Source organism: Caballeronia sp. AZ1_KS37 (genome assembly GCF_023631165.1).
Taxonomy (GTDB): Bacteria; Pseudomonadota; Gammaproteobacteria; order Burkholderiales; family Burkholderiaceae; genus Caballeronia; species Caballeronia zhejiangensis.
Genome location: NZ_JALQDP010000047.1, coordinates 15,657 through 40,657 on the forward strand (window position 1 = coordinate 15,657; position 25,001 = coordinate 40,657).

23 protein-coding genes are annotated in these 25,001 nt (G+C 64.3%); 13 read left to right on the forward strand and 10 right to left on the reverse strand.

Annotated features, from left to right (window positions below; all coding sequences use genetic code 11):
• Positions 1 to 51 precede the first annotated feature (51 nt).
• Positions 52 to 2,100: a sigma-54-dependent Fis family transcriptional regulator gene (locus NCS00_RS32090; RefSeq protein ID WP_175982205.1), complete on the forward strand. Its 2,049-nt coding sequence runs from the start codon at positions 52 to 54 to the stop codon at positions 2,098 to 2,100.
• Between the two features lie 194 nt (positions 2,101 to 2,294).
• Positions 2,295 to 2,987, forward strand: coding sequence for a lysozyme inhibitor LprI family protein (locus NCS00_RS32095; RefSeq protein ID WP_144403547.1), 693 nt, complete (start codon positions 2,295 to 2,297; stop codon positions 2,985 to 2,987).
• A 54-nt stretch (positions 2,988 to 3,041) separates the two neighbouring features.
• Here NCS00_RS32095 and NCS00_RS32100 read toward each other — a convergent pair whose 3' ends face one another.
• The gene (locus NCS00_RS32100) at positions 3,042 to 3,287 is read right to left on the reverse strand and encodes a hypothetical protein (protein WP_144403548.1); all 246 of its coding nucleotides are present in this window, start codon (positions 3,285 to 3,287) and stop codon (positions 3,042 to 3,044) included.
• A gap of 142 nt (positions 3,288 to 3,429) precedes the next feature.
• On the opposite strand from NCS00_RS32100, the gene NCS00_RS32105 reads away from it, so the two are divergent.
• Positions 3,430 to 4,791, forward strand: a complete 1,362-nt coding sequence (locus tag NCS00_RS32105) for an MFS transporter (RefSeq protein ID WP_175982203.1) — start codon at positions 3,430 to 3,432, stop codon at positions 4,789 to 4,791.
• A 104-nt stretch (positions 4,792 to 4,895) separates the two neighbouring features.
• Positions 4,896 to 5,366 (forward strand): ribonuclease, encoded by a 471-nt coding sequence (locus tag NCS00_RS32110; protein WP_175982202.1) that lies wholly within the window; start codon positions 4,896 to 4,898, stop codon positions 5,364 to 5,366.
• Between the two features lie 30 nt (positions 5,367 to 5,396).
• On the opposite strand, the gene NCS00_RS32115 is transcribed toward NCS00_RS32110, so the two are convergent.
• Together NCS00_RS32115 and NCS00_RS32120 are read right to left on the reverse strand one after the other, a co-directional pair.
• Positions 5,397 to 5,921 carry a phasin family protein gene (locus tag NCS00_RS32115; protein ID WP_250442174.1) on the reverse strand — a complete coding sequence of 175 codons (525 nt, stop codon included), beginning with the start codon at positions 5,919 to 5,921 and terminating at the stop codon, positions 5,397 to 5,399.
• A gap of 236 nt (positions 5,922 to 6,157) precedes the next feature.
• Positions 6,158 to 6,346 (reverse strand): hypothetical protein, encoded by a 189-nt coding sequence (locus tag NCS00_RS32120; protein WP_008345831.1) that lies wholly within the window; start codon positions 6,344 to 6,346, stop codon positions 6,158 to 6,160.
• 189 nt (positions 6,347 to 6,535) lie between these two features.
• Here NCS00_RS32120 and NCS00_RS32125 point away from each other — a divergent pair, with 189 nt between their 5' ends.
• Complete coding sequence (locus NCS00_RS32125; RefSeq protein ID WP_008345829.1) at positions 6,536 to 6,997, forward strand: GNAT family N-acetyltransferase; 462 nt, start codon at positions 6,536 to 6,538, stop codon at positions 6,995 to 6,997.
• 21 nt (positions 6,998 to 7,018) lie between these two features.
• Positions 7,019 to 7,282, forward strand: coding sequence for a DUF2934 domain-containing protein (locus NCS00_RS32130; RefSeq protein WP_008345827.1), 264 nt, complete (start codon positions 7,019 to 7,021; stop codon positions 7,280 to 7,282).
• Positions 7,283 to 7,303: 21 nt separating this feature from the next.
• Here the strand turns inward: NCS00_RS32130 and NCS00_RS32135 are convergent, their stop codons facing one another.
• Positions 7,304 to 8,977, reverse strand: a complete 1,674-nt coding sequence (locus NCS00_RS32135; RefSeq protein ID WP_250442175.1) for an NRAMP family divalent metal transporter — start codon at positions 8,975 to 8,977, stop codon at positions 7,304 to 7,306.
• Positions 8,978 to 9,273: 296 nt separating this feature from the next.
• Between NCS00_RS32135 and NCS00_RS32140 the strand changes: the two genes are divergently transcribed.
• The 3 genes from NCS00_RS32140 to acnB all read left to right on the forward strand — a co-directional run bounded on the left by NCS00_RS32140 (position 9,274) and on the right by acnB (position 14,775).
• On the forward strand, positions 9,274 to 9,552 hold the full coding sequence (locus tag NCS00_RS32140) for a hypothetical protein (RefSeq protein WP_175982198.1): 279 nt from the start codon (positions 9,274 to 9,276) through the stop codon (positions 9,550 to 9,552).
• Positions 9,553 to 9,612: 60 nt separating this feature from the next.
• Positions 9,613 to 11,970 carry a type VI secretion system Vgr family protein gene (locus tag NCS00_RS32145; protein ID WP_008345823.1) on the forward strand — a complete coding sequence of 786 codons (2,358 nt, stop codon included), beginning with the start codon at positions 9,613 to 9,615 and terminating at the stop codon, positions 11,968 to 11,970.
• Between the two features lie 219 nt (positions 11,971 to 12,189).
• Positions 12,190 to 14,775, forward strand: coding sequence for a bifunctional aconitate hydratase 2/2-methylisocitrate dehydratase (gene acnB / locus NCS00_RS32150; RefSeq protein ID WP_008345821.1), 2,586 nt, complete (start codon positions 12,190 to 12,192; stop codon positions 14,773 to 14,775).
• 132 nt (positions 14,776 to 14,907) lie between these two features.
• Here the strand turns inward: acnB and NCS00_RS32155 are convergent, their stop codons facing one another.
• Genes NCS00_RS32155 through NCS00_RS32165 form a run of 3 tightly spaced genes read right to left on the reverse strand, consistent with a single transcriptional unit; the run spans position 14,908 to position 16,180 of the window.
• Positions 14,908 to 15,183, reverse strand: coding sequence for a hypothetical protein (locus NCS00_RS32155; protein ID WP_250442176.1), 276 nt, complete (start codon positions 15,181 to 15,183; stop codon positions 14,908 to 14,910).
• Positions 15,164 to 15,682 carry a DUF2778 domain-containing protein gene (locus tag NCS00_RS32160; RefSeq protein WP_250442177.1) on the reverse strand — a complete coding sequence of 173 codons (519 nt, stop codon included), beginning with the start codon at positions 15,680 to 15,682 and terminating at the stop codon, positions 15,164 to 15,166. Before NCS00_RS32160 ends, NCS00_RS32155 begins: the two co-directional genes overlap by 20 nt.
• A 15-nt stretch (positions 15,683 to 15,697) precedes the next feature.
• A complete protein-coding gene (locus NCS00_RS32165; RefSeq protein ID WP_008345816.1) occupies positions 15,698 to 16,180 on the reverse strand; it encodes an Hcp family type VI secretion system effector in 483 nt (160 codons plus the stop codon).
• 189 nt (positions 16,181 to 16,369) lie between these two features.
• Between NCS00_RS32165 and bluB the strand changes: the two genes are divergently transcribed.
• From bluB to NCS00_RS32180, 3 genes are all read left to right on the forward strand, one after another.
• On the forward strand, positions 16,370 to 17,023 hold the full coding sequence (gene bluB, locus NCS00_RS32170) for a 5,6-dimethylbenzimidazole synthase (protein WP_250442178.1): 654 nt from the start codon (positions 16,370 to 16,372) through the stop codon (positions 17,021 to 17,023).
• Positions 17,024 to 17,120: 97 nt separating this feature from the next.
• Complete coding sequence (locus tag NCS00_RS32175; protein ID WP_008345811.1) at positions 17,121 to 17,492, forward strand: YciI family protein; 372 nt, start codon at positions 17,121 to 17,123, stop codon at positions 17,490 to 17,492.
• A complete protein-coding gene (locus tag NCS00_RS32180; protein WP_250442179.1) occupies positions 17,489 to 18,739 on the forward strand; it encodes an RNA polymerase sigma factor in 1,251 nt (416 codons plus the stop codon). The genes NCS00_RS32175 and NCS00_RS32180 overlap by 4 nt, the downstream gene beginning before the upstream one ends.
• Here the strand turns inward: NCS00_RS32180 and NCS00_RS32185 are convergent.
• The 3 genes from NCS00_RS32185 to NCS00_RS32195 form a co-directional block, all read right to left on the reverse strand.
• Positions 18,722 to 20,779, reverse strand: coding sequence for a secretin GspD/PilQ domain-containing protein (locus NCS00_RS32185; protein ID WP_250442180.1), 2,058 nt, complete (start codon positions 20,777 to 20,779; stop codon positions 18,722 to 18,724). The two genes, NCS00_RS32180 and NCS00_RS32185, sit on opposite strands and share 18 nt — an antisense overlap.
• Before the next feature lie 354 nt (positions 20,780 to 21,133).
• Positions 21,134 to 21,607, reverse strand: coding sequence for a hypothetical protein (locus NCS00_RS32190; protein WP_008345806.1), 474 nt, complete (start codon positions 21,605 to 21,607; stop codon positions 21,134 to 21,136).
• Positions 21,608 to 21,937: 330 nt separating this feature from the next.
• A complete protein-coding gene (locus NCS00_RS32195) occupies positions 21,938 to 22,402 on the reverse strand; it encodes a diacylglycerol kinase (protein ID WP_008345804.1) in 465 nt (154 codons plus the stop codon).
• A 346-nt stretch (positions 22,403 to 22,748) separates the two neighbouring features.
• On the opposite strand from NCS00_RS32195, the gene bcsB reads away from it, so the two are divergent.
• Positions 22,749 to 25,001, forward strand: coding sequence for a cellulose biosynthesis cyclic di-GMP-binding regulatory protein BcsB (gene bcsB, locus NCS00_RS32200; protein ID WP_250442181.1), 2,253 nt, complete (start codon positions 22,749 to 22,751; stop codon positions 24,999 to 25,001).

Here is a 25,001-nt window from a genome sequence, read left to right on the forward strand (position 1 = left end):
CGACGCCCGCCGCAAGAGCGGGCCGCGCTCCACCTCGCACGGAGGAGACACATGACGAGGCGCCTCATCGGTATGCCGGCTGGCGGCGGTCGCGCGAGCGACCCCTTCGTCGCCGGGTGGACGCGGCCCGACGCAAGCGCCGCCGATCACTCCGACACCGACACCATGCTCGCCTGGGAGCGTTTTCTCGCAGGCGAGATCAGCACGGCCGCGCCGACCGAACTGATCGCATCATGGAAACGAAGTCTGCAATCGGGCGTGAATCCGACCTCGGGCGCAGCGCCGTTCGCCGTGCATGGCGATGCGATCAACACGCTGCGCTGGCGGCATCGCGAACTGCTCGCGGCGTCCGACCGGCTTTTCACGGCCACCGCCGATCTCTTCGCGGATTCGTATTCGATCCTTCTCTTGACCAACGCCGACGGCGTGATTCTCAAGGCGGCCGGCGATCTGCGCACGCTCGACGCCGGCGAAAAGATCCATCTGATGACGGGCGGCGACTGGCGCGAGGCATCGGCCGGGACCAACGGAATCGGCACGGCGCTCGCCACGCGTCAGCCGACTTACGTGCACGGCTCCGAGCACTTCTGCGAAGGCATCAAGGCATGGAGCTGCGCCGCCGCGCCGATCTGCGAACCGGGGACCGGCGCGGTGCTCGGCGTGCTGGACATATCGGGGCCGCCATCGACGTATCAGATCAACAATCTGACGCTCGCCGTCACCGCCGCGCGCCAGATCGAAATGGTGCTCGCGGAGCAGGTGGCGCGCGAGCACATGCGTCTGCTGGCGTTCTGCTTGCAGCGGCTTTCCTCGACGGATGCCGCCGGGCTCATCGCCATCGACCGGCACGGACGGCTCGTGCACACGACGGCGCGCATCGCACTGCCGGTCAATCCGGGCGAGCGCTTTCCCGGCATGGGCGAGCATTTCCCCGTCGAGGACTGGGCCAATCATCTGCCGCAAGGACTGCGGCCCGAGTGGTTCAATCCGGTCGTCGCGGACGGCGAAGCGATCGGCGCGATGCTGATCGTGCCGCAGCCTTCCGGCCTCTCGAATGCGTCGCGTCTTGCGGGCGGCGCGCGCCGCGTCGGGCCGCAAGTGCAGCCGCGCGGCGAAGCCGACCCGCAACGCAACCGCTTTGAGCAGATCATCTGCCAGAGCGCGGCGATGCAGCGCGCGATCGAACGCGGACGGCAGCTTGCGCGACGGCGCGTGCCGGTGCTGATCGAAGGCGAAACGGGCGTCGGCAAGGAGCTGTTCGCGCGCGCGATCCACGGCGAGGAATCCGACGAAGGACCGTTCGTCGCCTACAACTGCGGGGCGGCGTCGAAGGAACTGATCGGCGCGGAACTCTTCGGCCACGTGCGCGGCGCTTATACGGGCGCGACGGCGGAAGGACGTCCCGGACGATTCGAACTCGCGCATGGCGGAACGCTGTGCCTCGACGAGATCGGCGAATTGCCGCTGGAACTGCAGCCGGTGCTGTTGCGCGTGCTCGAAGAAGGGGTGATCTATCGGCTCGGCGATACGCAGGCGCGTCGCGTGGATGTGCGCCTGCTCGCCATGACGAATCGCAATTTGCGCGAGGAAGTCGAGTGCGGGCGATTCAGGGCGGACCTTTACTATCGCGTCGGCGTCACGCGGATTCGCATTCCGGGCCTGCGCGAGCGCGATGGCGACGTCGATCTGCTGATCGATCACTTCAACCGCTCGCTCGCGCTGCGTCACGGCGTGCCGGCGCGGCAGTTTCCCGACATCGTGATGGAAGTGCTGCGCGCCTATTCGTGGCCGGGCAACGTGCGCGAGTTGCGCAACGTGGTCGAGAACCTGTTGCTGACATCGAATGACGAGCGCGTCGCGCTGGTCGAGCTGCCGCCGGAAGTGCTCGATGAATCGCCGACCGTGCGTGACACGGTCATGTCGAACGCGACGCCCGGCGCGGGCAGCCTCGAGGAAACCGAGCGCTTCGCGATCGCGCGTGCGTTGCGGCATGCGCAGGGCAACATGGCGCAGGCGGCGCGCGCCCTAGGCGTGTCGCGCAGCACGCTGTATCGCAAGATGGAGCAGTATCGGCTTGCGGTCGACGAAAAGCGTTCGTAGCGCAAGCCGTTCTCGGATATCGCCAGCGCGCCGCGCCCTTACCGCAGCGAATAAAAAGTAACACCCGGTAAGGTTTGACGCGAAGTGTGCATTCATCGGGCATTCGATCTGTCGAGGCATGCCATATCGTTCGATACGGCGACTCAATCCGCCGACGCCCAATGAACGAACACATCTCTGAGAACGAACCAAACATGAATACACGAAAGAAGCTGCACAGCCCATCCATCGACTTGCGGCGCTGCGCGCGTCTCGTTGCGTGCGTGATGTTGACGTCGCTCGGCGCGATGACTGCATCGCATGCCGCGAGCTTTCGCTGTCCGCATGACGCGTCCGCGTCGGAGCGGCTCGTCTGTGCGGACCCGGAACTTTCATCGCTCGACGATAAGCTGGCCGCCGTTTTCCGCGAGGCGCACGACGCGACGACCGACGCGACCGCGCTCGATGCGGATCGCGTGGCGCAATGGCAATGGCGTCAGCGCAACTGCAAGGACAAGGCGTGCGTGACCGACTGGTACACGCGCCGCATCTCCGAGCTGCAAGCGGACGTCGCGCACGGAAAGAAGCAGACGGCCGAGCACATCAAGTACGGCATCGCCGAACAGCGGCTTGCGCCGTCGGCGGAAGCGGCCGTGCTTCGGATGAAAGGGCTTGACGGCGGGAAGGATGAACAGGCCGGCGCTGAATCGAAGACATCGGCCGATGTCGAAAAGAAGAGCGCCGTCGTCGGACAGGTGAACGTCGAACGGCTTCGCGCGGCGTCATCCGCACACTACGAGACCGCTGCTGCCGCTCCGTTGATGAACGCGAACATCACGCACAATCCCGCGCTTTCGACGCCATGCAAGAGCGACTGCGCGCAGCGGCAAGTGCGTATCGCTTTCTAGTTTCGGCTCGATCCGGTGAAGGGCGACGTGGAGGAACGCGTCGCCCCGAGCGCGTCAGCAGGCCAGCGCGCAGTAGATTCCGCCGAGCGTGCCCGCCGCGCCCAGACCCATTCCCAAAGCGATGTTTCCTACGGTGGTGGCGCATCCGCCGAGCATGAAGGCGAGCAGCAACGCGATGAGGGAAGTAATGAGTTTGCGCATGATGTAGCGATTCGGTTTGCGGTAGGCGGGAGAGACGTCTTCGACGTGCGGCATACGAGGCACGAGGCCGGAGCCGATCGTAGCAACGGCCAGTCGCATCCATTGCGCGGAAAAGACGTGGAAGCAGCGCGGCTCTTACCAACTATTTCGTGTTCCGCATTGACCGATGACCGCACCGCTGGCGGATAGGAGCCGTCGGCTTCTGTCATCATGGAGTCGCTTAGGCGAATCCAGGGGTGTCATGTCAGATCTCGAGCATGAGAACGAAATCCGCGAAAATGCGATGCACGAACGCGCCGCGAGCGAGGAGCACGACGAATCGGCGGTCGGCCGCACCGGCCCGCTGAACGAAGCGGCGCTCCTCGGGCGCAAGACGCCGCCGTGGCCGGATTCCGCGGCGGCCAATCCCGGTCAGCACGCGCCCGCCGGCAAGCCCGGCACGATGCGCGCATTGGCCGGTCTGCTGTTCGGCCTCGCGCTGCTCGTCGCGGGGAACGGCCTGTTTCAGACGCTGATTCCCTTGCGCATCCTTCAGTCGGGCTATTCGACGTTCGTCACGGGGCTGATCCAGTCGAGCTATTACGCCGGATTCATATTGGGCGCGGTCGTCAATCGGCGGCTGATCGATCGCATCGGTCAGCATCGGACGTTCGTCGCGTTCTCGGCGGCGGCCTCGATTCTCGCGCTCGCTTTCGGCGCGGCGCAGTCGCCCTGGGTGCTGGGCGGCGTGCGACTTCTCACGGGCGTCGCGTTCATGGGCTTGTACACGTCCGTCGAAAGCTGGCTCAACGGCACCGTCGACAACGAGAAGCGCGGCCAGGTATTCGGTCTGTACGCGGCGATCAACTATCTGGCAGTGGGCAGCGGCCAGTTCCTGCTGAATGTGGGCGCGGGGTCCGGCGCGCAGCAGTTCTCGATCAGCGCGGCGCTCTTTGCGGCGGCGGTGTTGCCGGTCACGTTGATGGAAGGCTGGCCGGTGAAAGTGAACGATGCGAATCTCGATCGCGTGCCCGCGCGAAGCTGGGGAGAGAGCCTTCGCGAAATGATGGCCGTGGCGCCGCTCGGCGTGCCGGGCTGCATACTGACCGGCTTCATCTACAGCAACTTCTATGCGCTGATGCCCGTCTATCTGCAACGCTCGGGCTTCACGACGGAGGAACTCGCGACGTTCATGGGCGTTGCGCTGATCGGCGCTTTGCTGCCGCAGTTCCCGATGGGACGGCTGTCTGATCGCATCGACCGGCGGCGTCTGGTTCTATGGACCTCGTTGACATCGGCGGTGTTGAGCCTCGTGCTGTTCTGCCTGGATTTTCGCATCGTCACATGGTGCGCGACGCTGGCTTATGTCGCCGTGACGTTCACGCAATACGGGCTGATCGTGTCGCATGTGCAGGACCGCACGGAGTCGCATCTGCGCGTTGCAGTGTCGGCGATGCTGCTCGTGCTCTTTTCTCTCGGCGGCATGACGGGACCGACGCTGGCATCCGCGTTGATGACGCTCATCGGGCCGAGCGGACTGTTTCTCTTCAATGCGCTGTCGTGCGTATTGCTGGCGCTGAGTGCAAGGCACGCGCTTAGGCTATCCGCGCGGGCGGCCGGATGAAGCTCCCGTTATTTCCGCCCGGTCGTTGCTTCGCTCAGTCATAAACGATAACCTTGATTCGTTCGTGATCCGTCGAATGCTGGTCAACCGGAGACAACCGTCCCGTGAAGCGAGCCTGGTGTTTCTCCTGCATCGTCGCGTTGAGCGCGGTCGTCGGCGGTTGCAACAAGGACGGATCGCAAAAAGCCGCATCGGAAGCGGGTGCATCCGCGAGTCAGGCGGCGAGTCAGCCCGCGTCGGCCGCGAGCGGCGCGGCAGCGGCATCGGGCACGCAGCCGCACGGCGCGCTCGCTGCCATCGCCCGCGCGCAGTTGCCCGCGGAAGCCGCCGAAACGCTCCGTCTGATCAAAGCGGGCGGCCCGTTCCCTTTCAGCGAGGACGGCGTCCTGTTCCGCAACAGCGCGACCTTGCTGCCGGAACATCCGCGCGGCTATTACCGTGCATACACGGTTCGCACGCCGGGTTCGGCGGATCGCGGGCAGCGCCGGATCGTATGTGGCGGGCCGCGCAAGCAGACCCGCGACTGTTACTACACCGACGATTACTACTCGAGTTTCAAGCGCATCACCGAGTAATCGAAGACGTAGTCCAATGCGCCCGTTGGATCAAACCGAACGCTTCGCCGTGGCGCGCGAGGTCTTCGCGACTTCGCCGCTCGCATCCAGCACGGCGCCGCCCGTTTCGCGCGCGGCGTCATTCGTCGCATCGGCCAGATTCGTGATGAGCTCGCCGGACGATTGCGCCGCCGTCTGCGCGTCATCGGCGGCGGCGTTCGCCATGTCGCCGAACTTGATGCCATTGCGCTCGTACTGATTGCGCACTTCGCTCAGGATGTCGTCCTGCGTCGATGTGATGATCGACAGCACATGCTGGCCATACGATGCGGCCTTCTGAGGGAACTGCGCCAGCATGACCGATTGCCATCCGAGGACGTCGCCGGCGCCGGCTTCATCGCCTGCGCGCAGAAGCGCATTGCTTTCGTCGATGACCGTGCGAACCGTCTGCACGTTCAGTTCACCGAGCGCCTGCATGCCGCTTGCGAAGCGTCCCGTCATGTTGAGGAATGCCTGCAAATTGGCGCGCGCCAGCGACGGAACCTGATACGCGAAATAACCGGGATACTGAAACATTGACCGCTCCTTTTCAAAGTCGAATGTAAATCGGTAAAAGGAAATGCGGCGGCCGGACGCGGGCGATTCCGCGCGTTCCTGCACGCGCGGAGTCGATGGGTTTGTACGTTGCGTCTGACCGGCTGACCACGATATGACAGTTACGTGCATATCCGATGAAAATACGGCGAGAAACGCCGATGCCATGCAGCCGTATTTCCCGTCTCAGACGTGAGCGATGCGCGGTGGTTCCCGCTTCAGCCAGTCGCGCAGCGGATCTGGTCCAGCGGGAAGCCGAGTTCGTTGGCGGCGTCTTCGAGGTCGCTCAATGCCTGGCCGAAGACTTCGCCGATTTCTTCCGTGCCGACGAATAACTTTCCCGACCATATGTGTCCCTGCGATGGCGGAATGGCCAGTAGCGTGATCTTGTCGTTGTCGTCGTGCATCGCGGTTTCTCGTGACCCGTGAGAGGAGAAGGCCTTGGTCGATAGCAGATGCATTATCGATCCGGCTGTGGGCCGAAAACTTAGCGGTCGGTCGTCCGTAACCCGTCCTTATGGAACACGACGCGTCGATGCTTTCGCGGAATGCTCGTTGCTAAAAGGAGCACGAGACTTCATTCATCCGAGGCAAGCATGGACGACTCCCAAACCGTCTATATCGGCAGCGAAGATCCGGACTCGCTCGACGCGCGCATTCTGTGCGACGAACGCTCGGCCTATCACGCGGCGTTGACGGGCGAAAGCGGGCAGCAGTGCGTGGCCGATGACGATCTGCGGAGCATCCGCGCGCGCTACGTGGTGGCGCGCAACGCGATGGGCGAAGCAATGGGATGCGGCGCGATCCGGCGGCAGAGCTATCACGCCGCCGAACTGATGCGGCTCTACGTTCGCCCGCAGTATCGCGGGCTGGAAGCGATCATCCTGTCGTATCTCGAAGAGGAAGCGCGTCTGCTCGGCTATCACACCGTCTGCGTCGTGACGACGCCGGGCGAGTCGAATGCATCGCGCTTTTGCGAAGCCAGCGGGTATCGCCGCACGCCGGCCGATGAGCGCGGCGCCGTGTGCTTCGAAAAAACGCTGCTCGATTCCGTCTGACTTTCAAAAGATGCATGCGGCATGCCGGTTGCTTTGCCGGTGAGCGCACATGCGCAACGCAAGCGCGAGCGGCGTAAATCGCGCAACCGGGAGGGAATCGTGGACGAACAGAAAGAGCAGGACCGCATCCGTCGACGTGCGTATGAGATCTGGGAGCGTGAAGGCAGTCCGGATGGTCGCGCCGAAGAGTTCTGGCAACAGGCGCAGGCGTCGATCGAAGCAGAGGACGGGCCGGATCAGTCCGGGCGCGAAGCAGAGGCACACGGCGACGCGACGATCAAGTAGCGTCGCGTCGCAAGCGCGCGCTCATTTCAGCAACGTCATCTGCAGCACCTTGAAGATCACGAGCCCGACGGCGATCACCAGATAGCCGCGCAGCACGCCCATCCAGATGCGCGTGGCGAGTGTCATTTTCTGCGGGGCGAGCGTGTCGAGCGGCGGCATGCGCCATGTGTCGCGTTGCGCGCGATCGACGCTCGTGTGCGTCGCTTGCGCCGTCTTCGTCGTTTGTGCAAAGGCGCCCACGCGACGCAGCAGCACGCTCGCCGCGAAGCCGGCGATCGCCAGAACGGTGCCGCCGGCGAGCACGCCGATGATCGTCTCGCCGCTGATGTCCGGATACATCACGGCGGCCGTCAGGATGATCGACAGCATCACGAGCACCCAGATGACCGAGCCCGTGAACAGGTTCAGCTTCTTCGAGTTGACCCACGGACCGAGCACGGCGCGGTCGTTGCAAAGCAGCAGCAGGAACACGGTCGCGCTCGGCAGCAGCACGCCCGCGAGCGTCTGCACCGCTTCGGTCAGCAGGCCGAGCGGGCTGCCCGGAATCAGCACGATCGCGGCCGCGAGCGCGACGATGCCGAAGTAGACCAGATAAAAGCCCTTCGCGTCGGTCACGCCGCGATGCAGCGAGTGCCGGATCTTGAAGACGTCGCCGATGGCGTACGCGGTCGACAGCGACACGGCCGCGGCGCCGATGATGCTCGCGTCGAGCAGCGCGACCGCGAACAGCGTCGCGCTCGTGCGGCCCGCGTACTTTTCGAGGCCGGCGATGACGCCGCCGGCATCGGTGAAGCTGCCGAACTCGGGATGCCCGGCGAACAGCGCCGCGGTGAAGCTCATCATCGCGACCGAGCCGATCAGCACGAACGCAATGCCGATCCACAAATCGGCCTTCTCGTACTTCATGAAGCGCGGCGTGATGCGCTTGTCGATCACGTAGCTCTGCTGGAAAAAGAGCTGCCACGGCGCGACCGTCGTGCCGACGATGCCGATCACGAGCAGCATCACGTCCGACAGCTTCGCGTGCGCGGGCCAGTTGGGCACGAGAAAATCGCGCGTCATCTGCGACACCGGCGGATGAATCGCGACGAGCACCGGCACGAGCACGAGGCTCAGCACGCATAGCACGACCGCGAAGCGCTCGAAGCGGCGGAAGTCGCCGGTGCTGACGGCGGCCATCGTCAGCGCGGCCGCGACGCAGACGCCCGCGACCTTGGGCAGCCCGAAAAAATCGAGCACGAACGTGATGCCGATGAACTCGGTGACGATCGTCAGCGCGTTGAGCAGGAACAGATCGATGACGCTGAACGCGCCCCAGAACTTGCCGAAGCGCTGGAAGATCAGCCGCGCATGGCCGACGCCCGTCACTGCGCCCAGACGCAGCACCATCTCCTGATTCACGTACAGCACGGGCACGAGCAGCAGCATGGTCCAGAGCAAGCTCGTGCCGTAGTTCTGGCCCGCCTGCGTGTAGGTGCCGAACGCGCCTGCATCGTTGTCGCCGACCATCACGATGAGGCCCGGCCCGAGTATCGCGAGAAGGGTGCGCAAACGCGCCCGCCAAGACCCGCGCGGCGCCGTGTCGTGATGCGCGATCGAGCCGAAGGCGCCGCGAATATCGCCGACGTGCGCATCGTCGAGCACGGCGCTGCGTGGCGGGACGCCCGGTGGAGAGACGTTGGTTGGCGTGGACATGATGCACCCCGTGGCAAATATTGTTTATCTGACTTGACCGCCGTCCGGCCCGCGGATGACCGCATGCGCGCGCTTGGCGACAGGCGCGCGCGCACGGCCGACTGCGAGGCGGCGGCAGAACCAGACGGCGGACGCACGGCGGCATCACGCCATCTGGGGCGGATCGAGGTGCACGTTTGAGTGACTGCGAAGTACTACGGCGCGCACCGCTTGCCTGGGTGACAAACGGCGGCGTTGAAAAGGCGCGGACGTGAGTCGCTCAGGCGGAGATTTCGTTCGAAGGTCGACTACTGCAAGTGTCCAAGGCATTCGCCCAATCGTTGAAGATTGTGGATTTTATGGACCGCTTCAAAACCGCGTCAAGCGATGAATGTCCGTTGCGCGAAAATAATTCCGGCTCGCGTGGCGCTGAAATGTTTGCCCTTGAAGGCACGCGCGCGAACCTTTCAACGCGCGGCGTCGCCGTGCATACGAAGCGCGGACTTCAAAAACCTCAGGCGCGTTTCGTTTATTCGGTGGATCGCACGCACGAGGCGCGCGACGGATGCGGATCGGGACGGAGGATCGTATGGTGACGGACATTTCGCTGCGCGGCGCTGCGAAGCGCGTCGGCTGAACGCGAGGCCGGTGCGCCGATGGGCAGCAACGATGCCGTAGCGCAGAAGCCGCTCGCGAGCGTCGACACGCCGCTCGGCGACGACCTGCGCTTTCTGAGCCTTTCCGCGTGCGCGGAACTCGGGCGCATGCCACGCATCGAGTTGACGCTCGTCTCGAAGCGCGCGGACCTCGACTTCAGCCGCATCCTCGGCAAGCGCGTGAGCGTGTCGCTCAACGTGCCGAAGGCGAAGCCGCGCGTGTTCGCCGGCTATGTCGTGGGCTTCCGGCAAACCGGCATGCGCGGACGGCTCCACATCTACGAGGCGGCCGTGCGGCCGTGGCTGTGGCTGCTCTCGCGGCGCAGCAATTGCCGCATCTTTCAGAACAAGACGGTCGAAGAGATCGTGAAGGCCGTGTTCGCCGATCCCGTCTACAAAGGGCTCGAATTCGGCGAGATCAAATGGAAGGCGAGCACGCGCGCGCATCCGCCGCGCGAATACTGCGTGCAGTATCGCGAATCGGACTTCAACTTCGTGAGCCGGTTGCTCGAAGACGAAGGCATCTACTACTGGTTTCAGGACAAGGATGGCAAGGAGTCGCTGATCCTGACCGATACGCTCGCCGCGCACGAGAGCGTCGCGGGCTGCGAATCGCTGCCGTACGGCGCGGTGCAGGCGGCGGCGCCCGACATCGAATTCGTCAGCGAGTGGCGCACGCATCACGCGATCGAAACGCATAACTGGCTGCTCACCGATTACGACTTCAAGCACCCGTCGCGGCCGCTGCAGAAGCAGGCCGCGAAGCACATGCAGGGCTTCGACGCGTTCTCCGGGCTCGAACATTTCGACTATCCGGGCGGCTATGTGGAAGCGGATCACGGCGAGAGCCGCGCGAAGTCGCGTGCGGACGAATGGCGCATCGAAGGCAGCGTGCCCGACGATCCCGGCATCAACTGGCATCAGGTCGAGGCGCGCACCAACAGCAAGAACGTGCGCGCGGGCGCGCTGCTCAAGCTGACGCGGCATCCGCGCGCGGACCAGAACACGCAATATCTCGTGACGCGCACGCGTTACGAGATCGAACTCGCCGATTACGAAGCCTTCGACGGCGCGCAGGCGAATCGCTGCGAATGCTGGTTCTCCGCGATCGACGCGAAGCAGGCGTTCGCGCCCGCCCGCACGGCGCGCAAGCCGTTCGTGCAGGGACCGCAGACGGCGGTCGTGGTCGGGCCGGGCGGCGACGAAATCTACACCGATCAATATGGCCGCGTGAAAGTGCAGTTTTTCTGGGACCGGCAGGGCAAGCGCGACGAGAACAGTTCGTGCTGGATCCGCGTATCGCAGCCTTGGGCGGGGAAGGGCTGGGGCGCCATCGCGATTCCGCGCATGGGCCAGGAAGTGATCGTCGATTTTCTCGAAGGCGATCCCGACCGGCCGATCATCACGGGACGCGTCTACAACGCCGAACAGATGCCGCCTTACGATCTGCCCGCGAACATGACGCAGTCGGGCATCAAGAGCCGGTCGAGCAAGGGCGGAAGCGGCGCGAACTGCAACGAACTGCGTTTCGAGGACAAGAAGGGCGCCGAGCAGGTGCTCATTCATGCCGAGAAGAATCAGGACATCGAAGTCGAGAACGACGAGACGCACTGGGTCGGGCATGACCGCAAAAAGAACATCGATCACGACGAAACGACGGTCGTCAAGCACGACCGCACCGAAACCGTGGGCAACAACGAGAAGATCGACGTCGTGATGAACCGCACGGAAACGGTCGGCGTGAACGAGAGCATCACGATCGGCGCGAACCGCACCAAGACCGTGAAGGCGAGCGAGACCGCGACGGTTCTCCTGCAACGCACGCACAGCGTGGGCATCAACGAGACGATTACCGTCGGCGCGGCGCAGGAGGTGACGATCGGCGCGTTCCAGGTGGTGACGGTCGGCGCGTATCACACGGAGACGATCGGTGCGAGTCAGACGGTCAGCGTCGGCTCCGGCCAGACCGTCACGGTGGGTTCGGATCAGACCGTGAGCGTCGGCGGCAACCAGGCGACGAGCGTAACGGGCGATCAGTCGCTCAGCGTCGGCGGCGGGCAGACGGTGTCGGTCGCGAAGGACGCGAGCGAGTCGATCGACGGCGCGCAGTCGAGCACGGTGGCGAAAGGGCGCACGACGTCCGTCGGCGAGGATGACGCGCTCAAGGTGGGCAAGAACCTCACGATCAACGCGGACGAATCGATCAGTCTCGTTACGGGCGATGCCAGCATCGTCATGAAGAAGGACGGCACGATCCAGATCAAGGGCAAGGACATCAGCGTCAAGGGCAGCGGCAAGATCAGCGTGACGGCGGATAGCGACATCGTGATGAAGGGAAGCAAGATTCTTCAGAACTAGCGCGCCATGGTTCCCGTTTCGAACGGCGATGCGATGACCGTTTCGACATGGCCCGAAACGACCGGCCTTCCCGCGTCCGCCAGGTCTTATATAAGACATAAGACATAAGACGTTTGACGCAACGCAGCGTCGCAATTAGAATAGCGGGCAACGCAGTGCCCAGAACATCCCGGCTTGTTTGCAAAGCCTTCACTGAAACGCAAAGGCAACGGTCCCCCCATGCTGGAAAACTTTCGTGCTCATGTAGCCGCGCGCGCCGCGCTCGGCATTCCTCCGCTGCCGCTGACGGCGCAGCAGACCGCCGAACTGGTCGAGCTGCTGACGAACCCGCCCGCAGGCGAAGAGCAGGCTCTGCTCGATCTCATCACCAACCGCGTGCCCGCCGGTGTGGACGAAGCCGCGCGCGTCAAGGCGGGCTTTCTTGCCGCCGTGGCCAAGGGCGAGACCGCCTGCGCGCTGATCTCGCGCGCGCGCGCCACCGAGCTGCTCGGCACGATGCTGGGCGGCTACAACATTCAGCCGCTGATCGAATTGCTCTCCGACGCCGAAGTCGGCACGGTGGCAGCGAACGCGCTGAAGAAAACCCTGCTGATGTTCGACCAGTTCCACGACGTCAAGGAACTGGCCGACAAGGGCAATGCCAACGCGCGCGCCGTGCTGCAAAGCTGGGCCGACGCCGAATGGTTCACGAGCCGTCCGGAAGTGCCGCAGAGCCTGACCATCACCGTGTTCAAGGTGACGGGCGAAACCAACACCGACGACCTCTCGCCCGCGCCGGACGCCACCACGCGCCCCGACATCCCGCTGCATGCGCTCGCCATGCTGAAGAACGCGCGTCCCGGCATCACGCCGGAAGAAGACGGCAAGCGCGGTCCGGTCAAGTTCATCGAATCGCTGAAAGAGAAGGGCCATCTGGTCGCGTATGTGGGCGACGTGGTCGGCACGGGTTCGTCGCGCAAATCGGCCACCAACTCGGTGCTGTGGTTCACGGGCGAAGACATTCCGTTCATCCCGAACAAGCGTTTCGGCGGCGTGTGCCTGGGCGGCAAGATCGCGCCGATCTTCTACAACACGATGGAAGATGCCGGCGCACTGCCGATCGAACTCGACGTGTCGAAGATGGAAATGGGCGACGTCGTCGAACTGCGTCCGTACGAGGGCAAGGCGCTGAAGAACGGCGAAGTGATCGCCGAGTTCCAGGTCAAGTCCGACGTGCTGTTCGACGAGGTGCGCGCCGGCGGCCGCATTCCGCTGATCATCGGCCGCGGACTGACGGCGAAGGCGCGTGAAGCGCTGGGTCTGGCTCCGTCGACGCTGTTCCGCCTGCCGCAGCAGCCGGCTGACAGCGGCCGTGGCTTCTCGCTCGCCCAGAAGATGGTCGGCCGCGCGTGCGGTCTGCCGGAAGGCCAAGGCGTGCGTCCGGGCACGTATTGCGAACCGAAGATGACCTCGGTCGGCTCGCAGGACACCACCGGCCCGATGACCCGCGACGAACTGAAAGACCTGGCGTGCCTCGGCTTCTCGGCCGACCTCGTGATGCAGTCGTTCTGCCACACGGCGGCTTATCCGAAGCCCGTCGACGTGAAGACGCATCAAACGCTGCCGAACTTCATCAGCAACCGTGGCGGCATCGCGCTGCGTCCGGGCGACGGCGTGATCCACTCGTGGCTGAACCGCATGCTGCTGCCGGACACCGTCGGCACCGGCGGCGACTCGCACACGCGCTTCCCGATCGGCATCAGCTTCCCGGCGGGCTCGGGTCTCGTCGCCTTCGCGGCCGCCACCGGCACGATGCCGCTCGACATGCCGGAATCGGTGCTCGTGCGCTTCAAGGGCAAGATGCAGCCGGGCGTCACGCTGCGCGATCTCGTCAACGCGATCCCGCTGTACGCGATCAAGGCGGGCACGCTGACCGTGGCCAAGCAGGGCAAGAAGAACATTTTCTCGGGCCGCATCCTCGAGATCGAAGGTCTGCCGGATCTGAAGGTCGAGCAGGCGTTCGAACTGTCGGATGCGTCCGCCGAGCGTTCGGCCGCCGGTTGCACGGTGCATCTGAACAAGGAACCGATCATCGAGTACCTCAACAGCAACATCACGCTGCTGAAGTGGATGATCGCGCAGGGCTATCAGGACCCGCGCAGCCTGCAGCGCCGCATCAAGGCTATGGAAGCATGGCTCGCCGATCCGCAACTGCTGCAACCGGATGCGGATGCCGAATACGCCGCCGTCATCGAAATCGATCTGGCCGACGTTCACGAGCCGATCGTGGCCTGCCCGAACGATCCGGACGACGTGAAGACGCTGTCGGACGTGGCCGGCGCGAAGATCGACGAGGTGTTCATCGGTTCGTGCATGACGAACATCGGTCACTTCCGCGCGGCGTCCAAGCTGCTTGAAGGAAAGCGCGACATTCCCGTCAAGCTGTGGGTCGCGCCGCCGACCAAGATGGACCAGAAGCAACTGACGGAAGAAGGTCACTACGGCGTGTTCGGCACGGCGGGCGCGCGCACCGAAATGCCGGGCTGCTCGCTGTGCATGGGCAATCAGGCGCAGGTGCGCGAAGGCGCGACGGTTATGTCGACGTCGACGCGCAACTTCCCGAATCGTCTCGGCAAGAACACGAACGTGTATCTCGGCTCGGCGGAATTGGCGGCCATCTGCTCGCGTCTGGGCAGAATTCCGACGAAGGAAGAGTACATGGCCGACATGGGCGTGCTCAACGCCAATGGCGACAAGATCTATCAGTACATGAACTTCGACCAGATCGAAGACTTCAAGGAAGTCGCCGACACCGTGCAGATGTAAGCGTGCTGTCGGGCTACGGCGAGCGGTTTCGTCGTAGCGTCGCGCGATGGCGCCGCGGGCTGAACGCCCGCGGCGCTTTTTTTTTGCGCGAGGGTCGTCGAATGGATTACCTCATATGTGCGCGCCCGTTTTCTACGCGCGTTCACTTGTTCGCCCCGTATGTCGGCGACGCCAGAGTTTCATGATGACCTTATAGGCGACGATGGCCACAAGCAGGTCGACTGTCGTCATGGACAGAATGTAGAGCATCTCCGCATCCTCGACGCCCACTGAGTCAGCGATGACGAGCAGGACGTGCTGTTGCGATTCGGTCATCGGCAACGGATAAGTGTGCACGTAACGCACCGCCAATAGAAACAGGCCGCTGAAAAGCGCTACCTTGATTAGCTTACGGACAAGTGTTGCCAACAGTGATCACCTCGATCCAGCCATACGCTTGCAGTCCGGAAGTGCCTGCCGCAATGGATGTCGTCTGTAAAAGGGCTTGGCGAAGTCGTTGAAAATCTGCCCGGCTCTTCAGCGTAATGCAACCATATGAAACGCCTTGGCCACCGATCGGGTGAAGGCGAAAGTTGCCGCGCTTGATTCCATTTACCCAAGTCCAGTCATCGATCAGCCCGTCATCCCGGTAAAGAGCAAACCAGTCGCCGTGGCTGGATGGATTCCCGGTTACAGTGTTCCATGCGTCTTTCGCCCACGCTTGAGCTTGAGATTTGATCCCGCCGGCCGGACGCTCCACGATCCAATATTTGCCGGCAGGGATAGGGCCTGCTCCGCGCATCGCAGTGCAACCCCCGCGGTTGCGATAGTTATCGTTCCCGGAAAACGCCGGAAACGCCCCGACACCAGCCATGACAAGCGTCAGCATCGGCGCATTATCGACCACGAACTTGCCCCGCAGAGCCATCTCGTTCCCCCGAGCCTAGCGTTCCGTCCACGCGTCGGAGAACTTGATGTTGCCGTCCAGGTAGTGCCAGGTGATGTTGTCATACATGAGCGATACGGCCTCGACGTGATTGAGCGGGCTCATGCTGGCGATCTTCGTGTTCGCGAAACCGGGATGAACGCCGGCCACTTTCACGCCCTCGAGCAGCATCGTGAAGTAGTTTTCCTCCCGGCCCGCGTCATTGATCCGATAGAACCTGATCTCGGCAGATCGAAGGGTTTGCCCTTTGGCAACCGCTTTGTACAGATACGGGCTGGCCGCATCGAACTCTTTTTCGATCGACATGGGCGCGTGTATGCGCGTGCCGGTAATCCTGCCGGCGTTGCCATCGACGGGAAGCGTCAGGCCGTGTCCAAAGCCGATGATCTCGATGCTGCCCTCGCGCCCTTGCACGGAGACACTGCCCTTGATCGGCGAACCGCCATCGTCCTTCAGCCACATGTATGCGGGAATCGGCATGGTTGTTTCGCTTAATTGGCTGGGAAGCCCAAACAATGGAGTAAGACACATCAACAGCGCAATACGCTTTTTCTTAACAAGGTCGATTGAGTGGCGAAGTAGACAGCGCATGATTTTGTCGCCGTCGCGGACGAAAACGAGCCGCCCCGATATCATCCCCAATCCATCAGCCCAACCCTGCCGACATCCATGGAAAAAGCTTTCAGCGACGCCGATCGCGAAGCCGTCTACCGCGCGATCCGCGAGCGTCGCGACATGCGTCACTTCGTCGGCGATCCGGTGTCGCCGCACGTCATGCAGCGCCTCATCGACGCCGCGCTGCACGCGCCGAGCGTCGGCTTCATGCAGCCGTGGCGCATCCTGCGCATTACCTGCGCGAACCTACGCGCGCGGTTGCGCGATGCGGTCGAACGTGAACGCGTGCTGACCGCCGATGCGCTCGGCGAACGCCGCGATTCGTTCATGCGGCTCAAGGTGGAAGGATTGCGCGAGTGCGCCGAAGTGCTGGTGATGGCGCTGATGGACGGCCGCGAGCATCATGTCTTCGGACGGCGCACGCTGCCCGAGATGGACCTCGCTTCCGTCGCGTGCGCGATCCAGAACATGTGGCTCGCCGCGCGTGCCGAAGGGCTGGGAATGGGCTGGGTCTCGCTGTTCGATCCCGTGGAAGTTGCCGCGCTGCTCGACATGCCCGGCGGCGCGCGGCCCGTGGCCATTCTTTGCGTCGGGCATGTCGAACGCTTCTACGATGCGCCGATGCTCGAAAGCGAGCGTTGGGCGGCGCGCCGTTCGACAGAGGAATGCGTCTTCGAGAATACGTGGCCGTCTCGGAAGGACGGGTGAATTTTTTCGCGATATCTGTCCATCGGCGCACGGCCCGCGCGTCATCGTGATGGCGCCCGGATGATCCGGCCGCATCGACCTTGTGACGGAGGCTCACATGCACTATCTGCTGATGATCTATTCGGACGAAAACCGCTGGAACCAGATGACCGACAGCGAGCGGCAGCAGGGCGTCGCCGCGTATCAGGCGTACACGGAATCGTTGAAGAAGGCGGATGCGCTCGTCGGCGCGAACCGGCTGCAGCACACGAGCACGGCCACGACGGTGCGGCTCGTCGACGGGAAACCGCAAGTGCTCGACGGGCCGTTTTCCGATACGAAGGAGCAGCTCGCCGGCTATTACCTGATCGACGTGCCCAATCTCGACGCGGCGATCGCGTGGGCGTCGCGCTGTCCCGGCGCGGCGCACGGCCTCATGGAAGTGCGTCCGGTGTGGACCGCGCCTTACGATGCGCCATCCGCCGGATGAGCGAGCCCGCTGACGGCGCGAGCGCGGTAGCGGAATTGGTCGCGCGACGCAGTTACGGCAAGCTCGTCGCGCTGCTGGCGATGCGTACGCGCGACGTCGCCGCAGCCGAGGACGCGCTCGCCGACGCGTTCGCGGCCGCGCTCGCGGACTGGCCGAAGCGCGGCTGCCCGGCGAATCCCGAAGCGTGGCTGATGACGGTGGCGCGCCGCCGGGCGATCGACGGCGCGCGCCATCGCCGGGTCGGTGACGACGTCGCGCATCAACTGACGATTCTCTCCGGCGAAATCGACGACCACGAAGCCGGCGCATTGCCCGACCGGCGGCTCGGGCTGCTGTTCGCGTGCACGCATCCCGCGCTCGAGGCCGCGATCCGCACGCCGCTGATGCTGCAAGTGGTGCTCGGGCTCGAAGCGAAGACGATCGCTTCCGCGTTTCTCATGTCGCCCGCCGCGATGAGCAAACGCCTCGTGCGCGCGAAGAACAAGATCCGCGAAGCCGGCATTCCGTTCAGCGTGCCGGAGCGCGAAGACTTGCCGGGCCGTCTCGACGCGGTGCTCGAAGCCGTGTACGCGGTGTATGCCGAAGGATGGACGGATCCGCTCGGCGGCGATGCCGCGCGGCGCGATCTGACCGGCGAGGCGCTGTTTCTCGCGCATCTGCTCGTCGACTTGCTGCCCGATGAACCGGAGACGCTCGGCCTTCTTGCGCTGATGCTCTACGCCCAGGCGCGATGCGACGCTCGACGCGATGCGGCCGGCGACTACGTGCCGCTGTCGGCTCAGGATCCGTCGACATGGAACGCGCCGATGATCGACGCAGCCGACAGGCTGCTGCGGCGCGCGAACGCTTTCAACGCGATCGGACGGTTTCAGCTGGAGGCCGCGTTGCAGTCGGCGCATGTGCATCGCTGCCGCACGCATCGGCCGAACTGGGACGAGATCGTGCAGCTCTACGATGCGCTGTTCGGGATCGCGGCGTCGCCGGTGGTGGCGGTGAACCGCGCGCTCGCGCTGGCGGAACGCGACGGCGCGCGGGCGGCGCTCGATGCGCTCGCGCCCTACGCGGACGATCCGCGCCTCGCCGACTATCAGCCGTATTGGGCGGCGCGCGCCGATCTGCTCGCTCGCGCCGGCGCGACGGACGAGGCGCTCGCCGCCTACGATCTCGCGATCGGACTGGAGCGCGATCCGGCGGTGCGCCGGTTCTTGCAGCGCAGGCGCGCCGCGGTGTCAGCGGGCGGGCGATGAACGCTCGGTTCCAGGCGTCGCGGGCTGCGCCGCGTTTCGCACATGCGTCAGATCGACCACGTTGGTTCCGTCGCCGTGATCGTATCCATCGATGTGGGGCAGCGCCGGCACGGTGTCGTCCTTCTCCAGCCAGTTGTCGCTCTTGTACGTGGCCGAGCGCGCCTGCATGTAGCCGTAGCGATCCGCGGCGATCGCCTGAAGCTGCGACGCGTCGCGAACGATCACCGGCCTCAGGAAGATCAGAAGGTTCGTCTTCTGCCGGCTTTTCGTCTCGTGCCTGAATAGCGATCCGAGCACCGGAATCTTCGAAAGCCACGGGATTCGGGAATTGCCGTTCGTGTAGTTGTCGCTGATCAGTCCGCCGAGCACGACGATCTGGCCGTCGTCCGCGAGAATGGTCGTCTGCAGCGAGCGCTTGTCGATGCTGTAGCCGCCCGCCTGATCCGCCGTGCCGTTCTGCACGCTCGAATCTTCCTGATAGACCTGCAGCGTCAGCGTTCCGCCCTGATTGATCTGCGGCTTGACGTTCAGCATCACGCCGACATCCTTGCGGTCGTACGTGTTGAACGCCGATACCGATGACGAGCTCGTCGTGTTCGTCGAATAAGACCCGGACTCGATGGGAACATTGGTGCCGACGAGAATGCGCGCCTCGTGATTGTCGAGCGTGACGAGGCTCGGCGTCGACAGCACGTTGACATCCGAGTTCGACTGCAATGCGCGGAACAGGCCCTTGGTGCCGAGGATATTGCCGAATCCCGCGACCAGGCCGACGTTCGTCGTGGTCGCGGCGACGGACTGCAGCCCCGCAGCCGTCAGCCATTCGATGCCGAATTCGCCTTCCTTGTCGGAAGCCACTTCGATGATGAGCGATTCGATATACACCTGAACCTTGCGCTGATCGAGCCGCGCTATCACGGTGGCGAGGTTTCTGAACACCGGTTCGGGCGCGGTGATGATGAGCGAATTCGTGGACACGTCCGCGACGACTTCGCCGCTTCCTTGCTCGTCCTTGTCATCGCCCGAGCGCGATTGCATCCCGCCGAAAGGGCTTTTCGAGGAAGACGCCGACGATGACGTCGCGCTCACCGACGATGCCGAATCCGTGCCGCCCGGCAGCGGCGGCAGCGTGCCGTTGCTGCTCGGAAGCCCCGACGAGCTTTGATTGCCGCCGCCGTTGCCCGAGCCCGATTGCGAATCGCCGCCGCCTGTCTGGCCGAGAATCCGTCGCAGCGTCTTGGCGATATCGGTGGCGTCGGCGTTGCGCAGGCTGACGATATGAATGTTGCCCGGCGCGCGCGTCGGCGTGTCCAGCTTGACGATCAGCGATTCGGCGTCGGACAGCCGCGCGGCGCCGCTCGACCGAAGCACGACCGCGTTGCTTCTCGCGTCCGGCGTGACGACGACCTTCTGCGTCGGATCGCTGTTGCCGATGCCGTTCAGATCCAGCAACTTCTGCGCTTGTTGCGAGACGGCCGTCGCATCCGCGAAATTGAGCTGCACGACCGCGATATGCGGGCTCGACGCCCCTTCGATGCCCGCGATGATCGACGCGATCCTGCGCACGTTATCCGCATAATCGGTCACGATCAGCGTGTTGTTGCTCGGGTTGGCGGCAATCGTATTGTTCGGGGAAATCAGCGGCCGCAGCGTCGGCAGGATACCGTTCGCGGACTCCCTGCGAAGCTGAAATACCTGCGTGACGATCTGATCGCCCTTCGCGACAGGCTGATTGCCGACATAGGTCGGCACGCCCTGAACCTTCGCTTCCGATTCCGGCACGACCTTGAGTACGCCGTGATCCTGCAATAGCGCGAAGCCCTGCATACGCAATGCGGATTGCAGCGTCTTGAGCGCTTCGTCTTCGGGAACCGGATTCTCGGAGACGAGATCCAGTTGTCCCTTCACGCGCGGATCGACGATGATCGTCTTGCCCGTGGCGAGTCCGATCGCGCGCACGACCTCGTTTATATCGGCATGCGAAAAATTCATCACGACGGCGGCGAACGGCGCACGCGGATACGCAACGAGGAAAGTCATCCCCGCGACGAATGCGGTTCTTGCAAGAGATCGCGACAGGGCGCGGCGAAAACGGTCTTGGATCGGGAGAGTTGTCAAATCGGCGGGCGATGTAGTTGGCTTCAGCGCAGACAGGAAATACAGGCAAAAAAGCGCGCTGCGGGGACTATACGTGCCGTTCGATGACTAAAGGACTACAGGTAAGGTTTCGATAGGATTGCAGATCCGTTCAAGGCGCGCGATGACGGTTCGACTATCACAAGATGTTTCGCAATCCTTCTTTAGAGCGAAGGCACTCGCACCGATCGACGACACAACCTGTTTCCCGGAGAAATAGTTGGTAAGAAGATCGTCGCGTGCGAGTGCCGGGCGCGCTTACTTGGCCGCGCCGACGAGCTTGAACGAGTCGAAAGCGGGATCGATGGGCGTGTGGCCGATATGCGTCAGCGCTTCCGCGACGAGCGGCTCGCACGCGCTGTAGTCGGAGTTCATGCTGTCGACGTGCGCCTGGGGAAAGTTCACGGACAGCACCTTGCCGCCCCAGCGCTCGGTGGTCGCGGTCATGCTGCACTTGCCGGCGCCGCCGATCTTCAGATCGAGCAGGATCACGTTCATTTCGAACGCCGCATCCGAATTCGAGAAGTTCCACTGCATCACCATGCGGTCGCCCGGCGTATTCGTATCCACGAGTTTCATCGTCTTGTCGGGAATGCCGACCGCTGCGACGAGATCGAGAACATTCGATCCGATGAGCGCGCCGGAATCGCTGCGCGCCTCATGTGTCCGGTAAGCCGCGCATCCGGAAAACAGCGTCACGAACAGCAGAAAAATCAGGGTAAAAGGCCGCACGACAACTCCTCCGTCGAAGTAGATGGAATCCCGCAATTGGAAGAAATGCAGAGTGGGCGCCGTGAAAACGGGCGCGCAGACGGGAACCAGCAAGAAGGCGACCCAGGCGGCCGCGCGGCGCGTTTGTCTCTCGCCGATTGCCTTTCGAAATATTTCGCGGCGGTCCGCGTGAGGTATTAACTACCGCTTCATCAACGTCCATCGGGCAAAGTCGCCGCGACGGGCATCAAGAATCCGTTTGCGCCGCCGACATATCGTGCATGGCCTCCGGTGCCACACACGAATAGCCCCCGCGAATTGCGAGGCTCATCACCGCCGGACGCCGCAACGTCAAAGATGCGCGCGCAGCCAGTCCCATGCGAGCGGCCCGCAGATCACGCCCCACGTAAGCAAGCCGATGACGATGGCCACCGTGACCGCCGCGCTGCCGCAGTCCTTGGCGCGTCCGGAGAGTTCGTGACGTTCGAGCGAAATGCGGTCGATCGCCGCCTCGATGCTCGAATTGATCAGCTCGACGAGCAGCACGAGCAGCACCGAGGCCGCGAGCAGCACGCGCTCGGCGGCGCCCACGGGCACCGCGAACGCGATCGGCAGCAGCACGGCCGCGACGCACACCTCCTGGCGAAACGCGCTCTCCTCGCGCCAGGTCGCGGCGATGCCGTCGCGCGAATGGCGCAACGCGAAAAGGCCGCGCAGCAGGCCGCTGCGCTTGACTGCGGGCTTCGCGATCCGCTCGGCGTGGCCGGATTTTTCGGATGCGGAAGACGTAGCGGATGAAGAACGGGATCGAACCATGTCGCGATGTGGCGCTTTTTTTGATGAAGGACGGCTGAGGTGATACAAATTGTCACAAATTATGCTACTGTTGCGTCCGCTTTTCAGCGGCAAAGGCGCGTCATCGCACAGACCGGCGCGATGCACGCAGCAGCCGCGCGACCGCACCCGCGTCGCGGATCACGCACGCCCCGACGCCTCGCTTCGTGCATCGCACGCTTGCCCCGATTCTTTCCCGCTCTTGCTGCATTCGTCCCGGTTGCCGCGCGCGCCGCTCGCCTGGCGATCCGATTGTCGTTGCGCCTCCGTCACGATGCCATAGCGGGCAGCGCGGCGCGCGGCCGTGAATTCCGTAGCTGACTCGCCGATGAAACCAGTCGTCTCGTTCTGCCTCTCGCTGGCGATGGCCGCCAGTGCGCTTTTCGCCGGCGTCTGCGCCGAAGCGGCGCCGCCGGCCGTCAATCCGGACGCCGCTGCCAGCGCCGACGCCGGCTCGATCCACGTCCCGTTCTCCGCGCTCGGCGCGTATCAGCCGATGCATCTGCGCGGCCTCGAAGATACGCGCTCGATCGTGCTCGGCGTGCGGCTCGACCGCGTCGTGACCGGCGCGCGCCTGCGTCTGCGCTACACGTATTCGCCCGCGCTCCTGTTCGCGCTGTCGCACGTCAAGGTGTCGATCAACGGCGAAGCGATCGCCACCGTGCCGTTCGACAAGGAGCACGCCGGCGCGATGCTCACGCAGGACATCCCGCTCGATCCGCGCCTGCTCACGGACTACAACCAGTTCGGGCTGCGCTTCATCGGCCATTACACGCTCGATCATTGCGAGGATCCGGCGAACACGGCGCTGTGGGCCGACGTCAGCCCGACGAGCGAATTCATCCTCGATACCGCGCCGATCAGGCTGCCGAACGATCTCGCGCTGCTGCCCGCGCCGTTCTTCGATGCGCGCGATGTGAGCCGTCTCACGCTGCCGTTCGTGCTGCCCGCATCGCCGGACAGCGCGACGCTCAAGAGCGCGGGCGTGCTCGCGTCGTGGTTCGGCGCGCTCGCGGATTACCGTCAGGCGCGCTTCCCGGCGATGAACACGCTGCCCCCGAACGACCACGCGGTCGTCGTCGGCACGCGCGCGCAATTGCCGGCCGGTCTCGCGCTGCCCGATATCGACGGGCCGACGATTCTCGTCGCCGACAATCCGGCGTCCAAGGATCGCAAGCTGCTCGTCGTGACCGGCCGCAACGGCGCCGAAGTCGACGATGCCGCGTATGCGCTCGTGCTCGGCCGCACGGCGATGTCCGGCGATGCGGCGAAGGTCGCGCATGTCGACATCGGCCAGCCGCGCGAACCGTACGACGCGCCGCGCTGGATGCCGACGAATCGCCCGGTGCAGTTCAAGGAACTCGTCGACGACGTGTCGCAGCTTCAGGTCGCGGGCAGCGAGCCGGAGCCGATCCGCCTGAACCTGCGCGTGCCCGCCGATCTGTTCTCGTGGAACAGCGTCGGCGTGCCGCTCAATCTCAAGTACCGGTACACCGCGCCGACGGTGCAGAACAACTCCGCGCTCGCCATCGACATCAACGAGCAACTCGTGAAGTCGTTCCGGCTGCCGCCCGCCAAAACCGATGACACGCAAGGCCGCCTGCAATTGCCGCTGCTTTCGGGCGCGCCGGGCGGCACGGCCAACGCGCTGGACATTCCGGCGTTTCGCGTCGGCAGTTCGAACCAGCTGCAATTGCGCTTCAACCTCGATTCGCAGAAGCAGGGCCTGTGCGCGGGCGTGCCGACCAATCCGGCGCGGGCGGCGGTCGACCCGGATTCGACCATCGACTTCTCCGGCTTCGTGCATTACGCGCAACTGCCGAATCTCGCGTACTTCGCGAACAGCGGTTTTCCGTTCACGCGCTACGCCGATCTGTCGCAGACGGCCATCGTGATTCCCGCGCGTCCCGCCAATGCCGAGATCGAAGCGATGCTGACGATGCTCGGCCACATGGGCCAGTGGACCGGCTTTCCGAGCCTGCGCGTGACCATCGCGCGTCCGGACGATGTGCCCGCGCTCGCGCACAAGGATCTGCTCGTGATCGGCGGCGCGCCGTCGTCGCCGGTGTTTTCGCGCTGGCACGATGCGCTGCCGCTGTCGATAGCGGGTTCGGCTGCGGGAACGCCGTCGAAGGAGGGCATCGCGCGGGCGTCGTTCTCGGTCGGCGAGCATTGGCGCGATGGCGCGCGTGTCACGCACGGCGGCGCATCGCTGGATCAGAACGGGCCGCTTGCGGCGCTGATGGGCTTCCAGTCGCCCGGAACGAAGGGGCGCAGCATCGTCGCGCTCGCGGCGACCGGCGACGGCCATCTCACCGATCTGCTCGACGTGCTCGAACGCGCGGATCGCCTGTCGCAGATTCAGGGCGATGTCGCGCTCGTGCGGCACGGCGGCGTGGACAGCGCGCGCGTCGGCGAGACGTATGTCGTCGGCTACGTGCCGTGGTACGCGAAGCTGTGGGGCCACGCGATCCGTCATCCGGCGCTGCTCGGCCTCGCCGGCGCGCTGGCGGGCGTGCTGCTCGCGATCGCGGCGTTCGCGGCGCTGCAGGAACTGGCCGCGCGGCGCCGGGGTATCTGA

Excerpts from the sequence above, each read along its gene's own strand:
- NCS00_RS32120 (WP_008345831.1), bottom strand. The coding sequence starts at position 6,346 with ATGCACGACGACAACGACAAGATCACGCTACTGGCCATTCCGCCATCG.
- NCS00_RS32165 (WP_008345816.1), bottom strand. The coding sequence starts at position 16,180 with ATGCCGATTCCCGCATACATGTGGCTGAAGGACGATGGCGGTTCGCCG.
- bluB (WP_250442178.1), top strand. The coding sequence starts at position 16,370 with ATGGAAAAAGCTTTCAGCGACGCCGATCGCGAAGCCGTCTACCGCGCG.
- NCS00_RS32135 (WP_250442175.1), bottom strand. The coding sequence starts at position 8,977 with ATGTCCACGCCAACCAACGTCTCTCCACCGGGCGTCCCGCCACGCAGC.
- NCS00_RS32095 (WP_144403547.1), top strand. The coding sequence starts at position 2,295 with ATGAATACACGAAAGAAGCTGCACAGCCCATCCATCGACTTGCGGCGC.
- NCS00_RS32145 (WP_008345823.1), top strand. The coding sequence starts at position 9,613 with ATGGGCAGCAACGATGCCGTAGCGCAGAAGCCGCTCGCGAGCGTCGAC.
- NCS00_RS32090 (WP_175982205.1), top strand. The coding sequence starts at position 52 with ATGACGAGGCGCCTCATCGGTATGCCGGCTGGCGGCGGTCGCGCGAGC.
- NCS00_RS32195 (WP_008345804.1), bottom strand. The coding sequence starts at position 22,402 with ATGGTTCGATCCCGTTCTTCATCCGCTACGTCTTCCGCATCCGAAAAA.
- bcsB (WP_250442181.1), top strand. The coding sequence starts at position 22,749 with ATGAAACCAGTCGTCTCGTTCTGCCTCTCGCTGGCGATGGCCGCCAGT.
- NCS00_RS32125 (WP_008345829.1), top strand. The coding sequence starts at position 6,536 with ATGGACGACTCCCAAACCGTCTATATCGGCAGCGAAGATCCGGACTCG.
- NCS00_RS32175 (WP_008345811.1), top strand. The coding sequence starts at position 17,121 with ATGCACTATCTGCTGATGATCTATTCGGACGAAAACCGCTGGAACCAG.
- NCS00_RS32115 (WP_250442174.1), bottom strand. The coding sequence starts at position 5,921 with ATGTTTCAGTATCCCGGTTATTTCGCGTATCAGGTTCCGTCGCTGGCG.
- NCS00_RS32160 (WP_250442177.1), bottom strand. The coding sequence starts at position 15,682 with ATGGCTCTGCGGGGCAAGTTCGTGGTCGATAATGCGCCGATGCTGACG.
- NCS00_RS32130 (WP_008345827.1), top strand. The coding sequence starts at position 7,019 with ATGCCGGTTGCTTTGCCGGTGAGCGCACATGCGCAACGCAAGCGCGAG.
- NCS00_RS32185 (WP_250442180.1), bottom strand. The coding sequence starts at position 20,779 with ATGACTTTCCTCGTTGCGTATCCGCGTGCGCCGTTCGCCGCCGTCGTG.
- acnB (WP_008345821.1), top strand. The coding sequence starts at position 12,190 with ATGCTGGAAAACTTTCGTGCTCATGTAGCCGCGCGCGCCGCGCTCGGC.
- NCS00_RS32180 (WP_250442179.1), top strand. The coding sequence starts at position 17,489 with ATGAGCGAGCCCGCTGACGGCGCGAGCGCGGTAGCGGAATTGGTCGCG.
- NCS00_RS32100 (WP_144403548.1), bottom strand. The coding sequence starts at position 3,287 with ATGCGACTGGCCGTTGCTACGATCGGCTCCGGCCTCGTGCCTCGTATG.
- NCS00_RS32105 (WP_175982203.1), top strand. The coding sequence starts at position 3,430 with ATGTCAGATCTCGAGCATGAGAACGAAATCCGCGAAAATGCGATGCAC.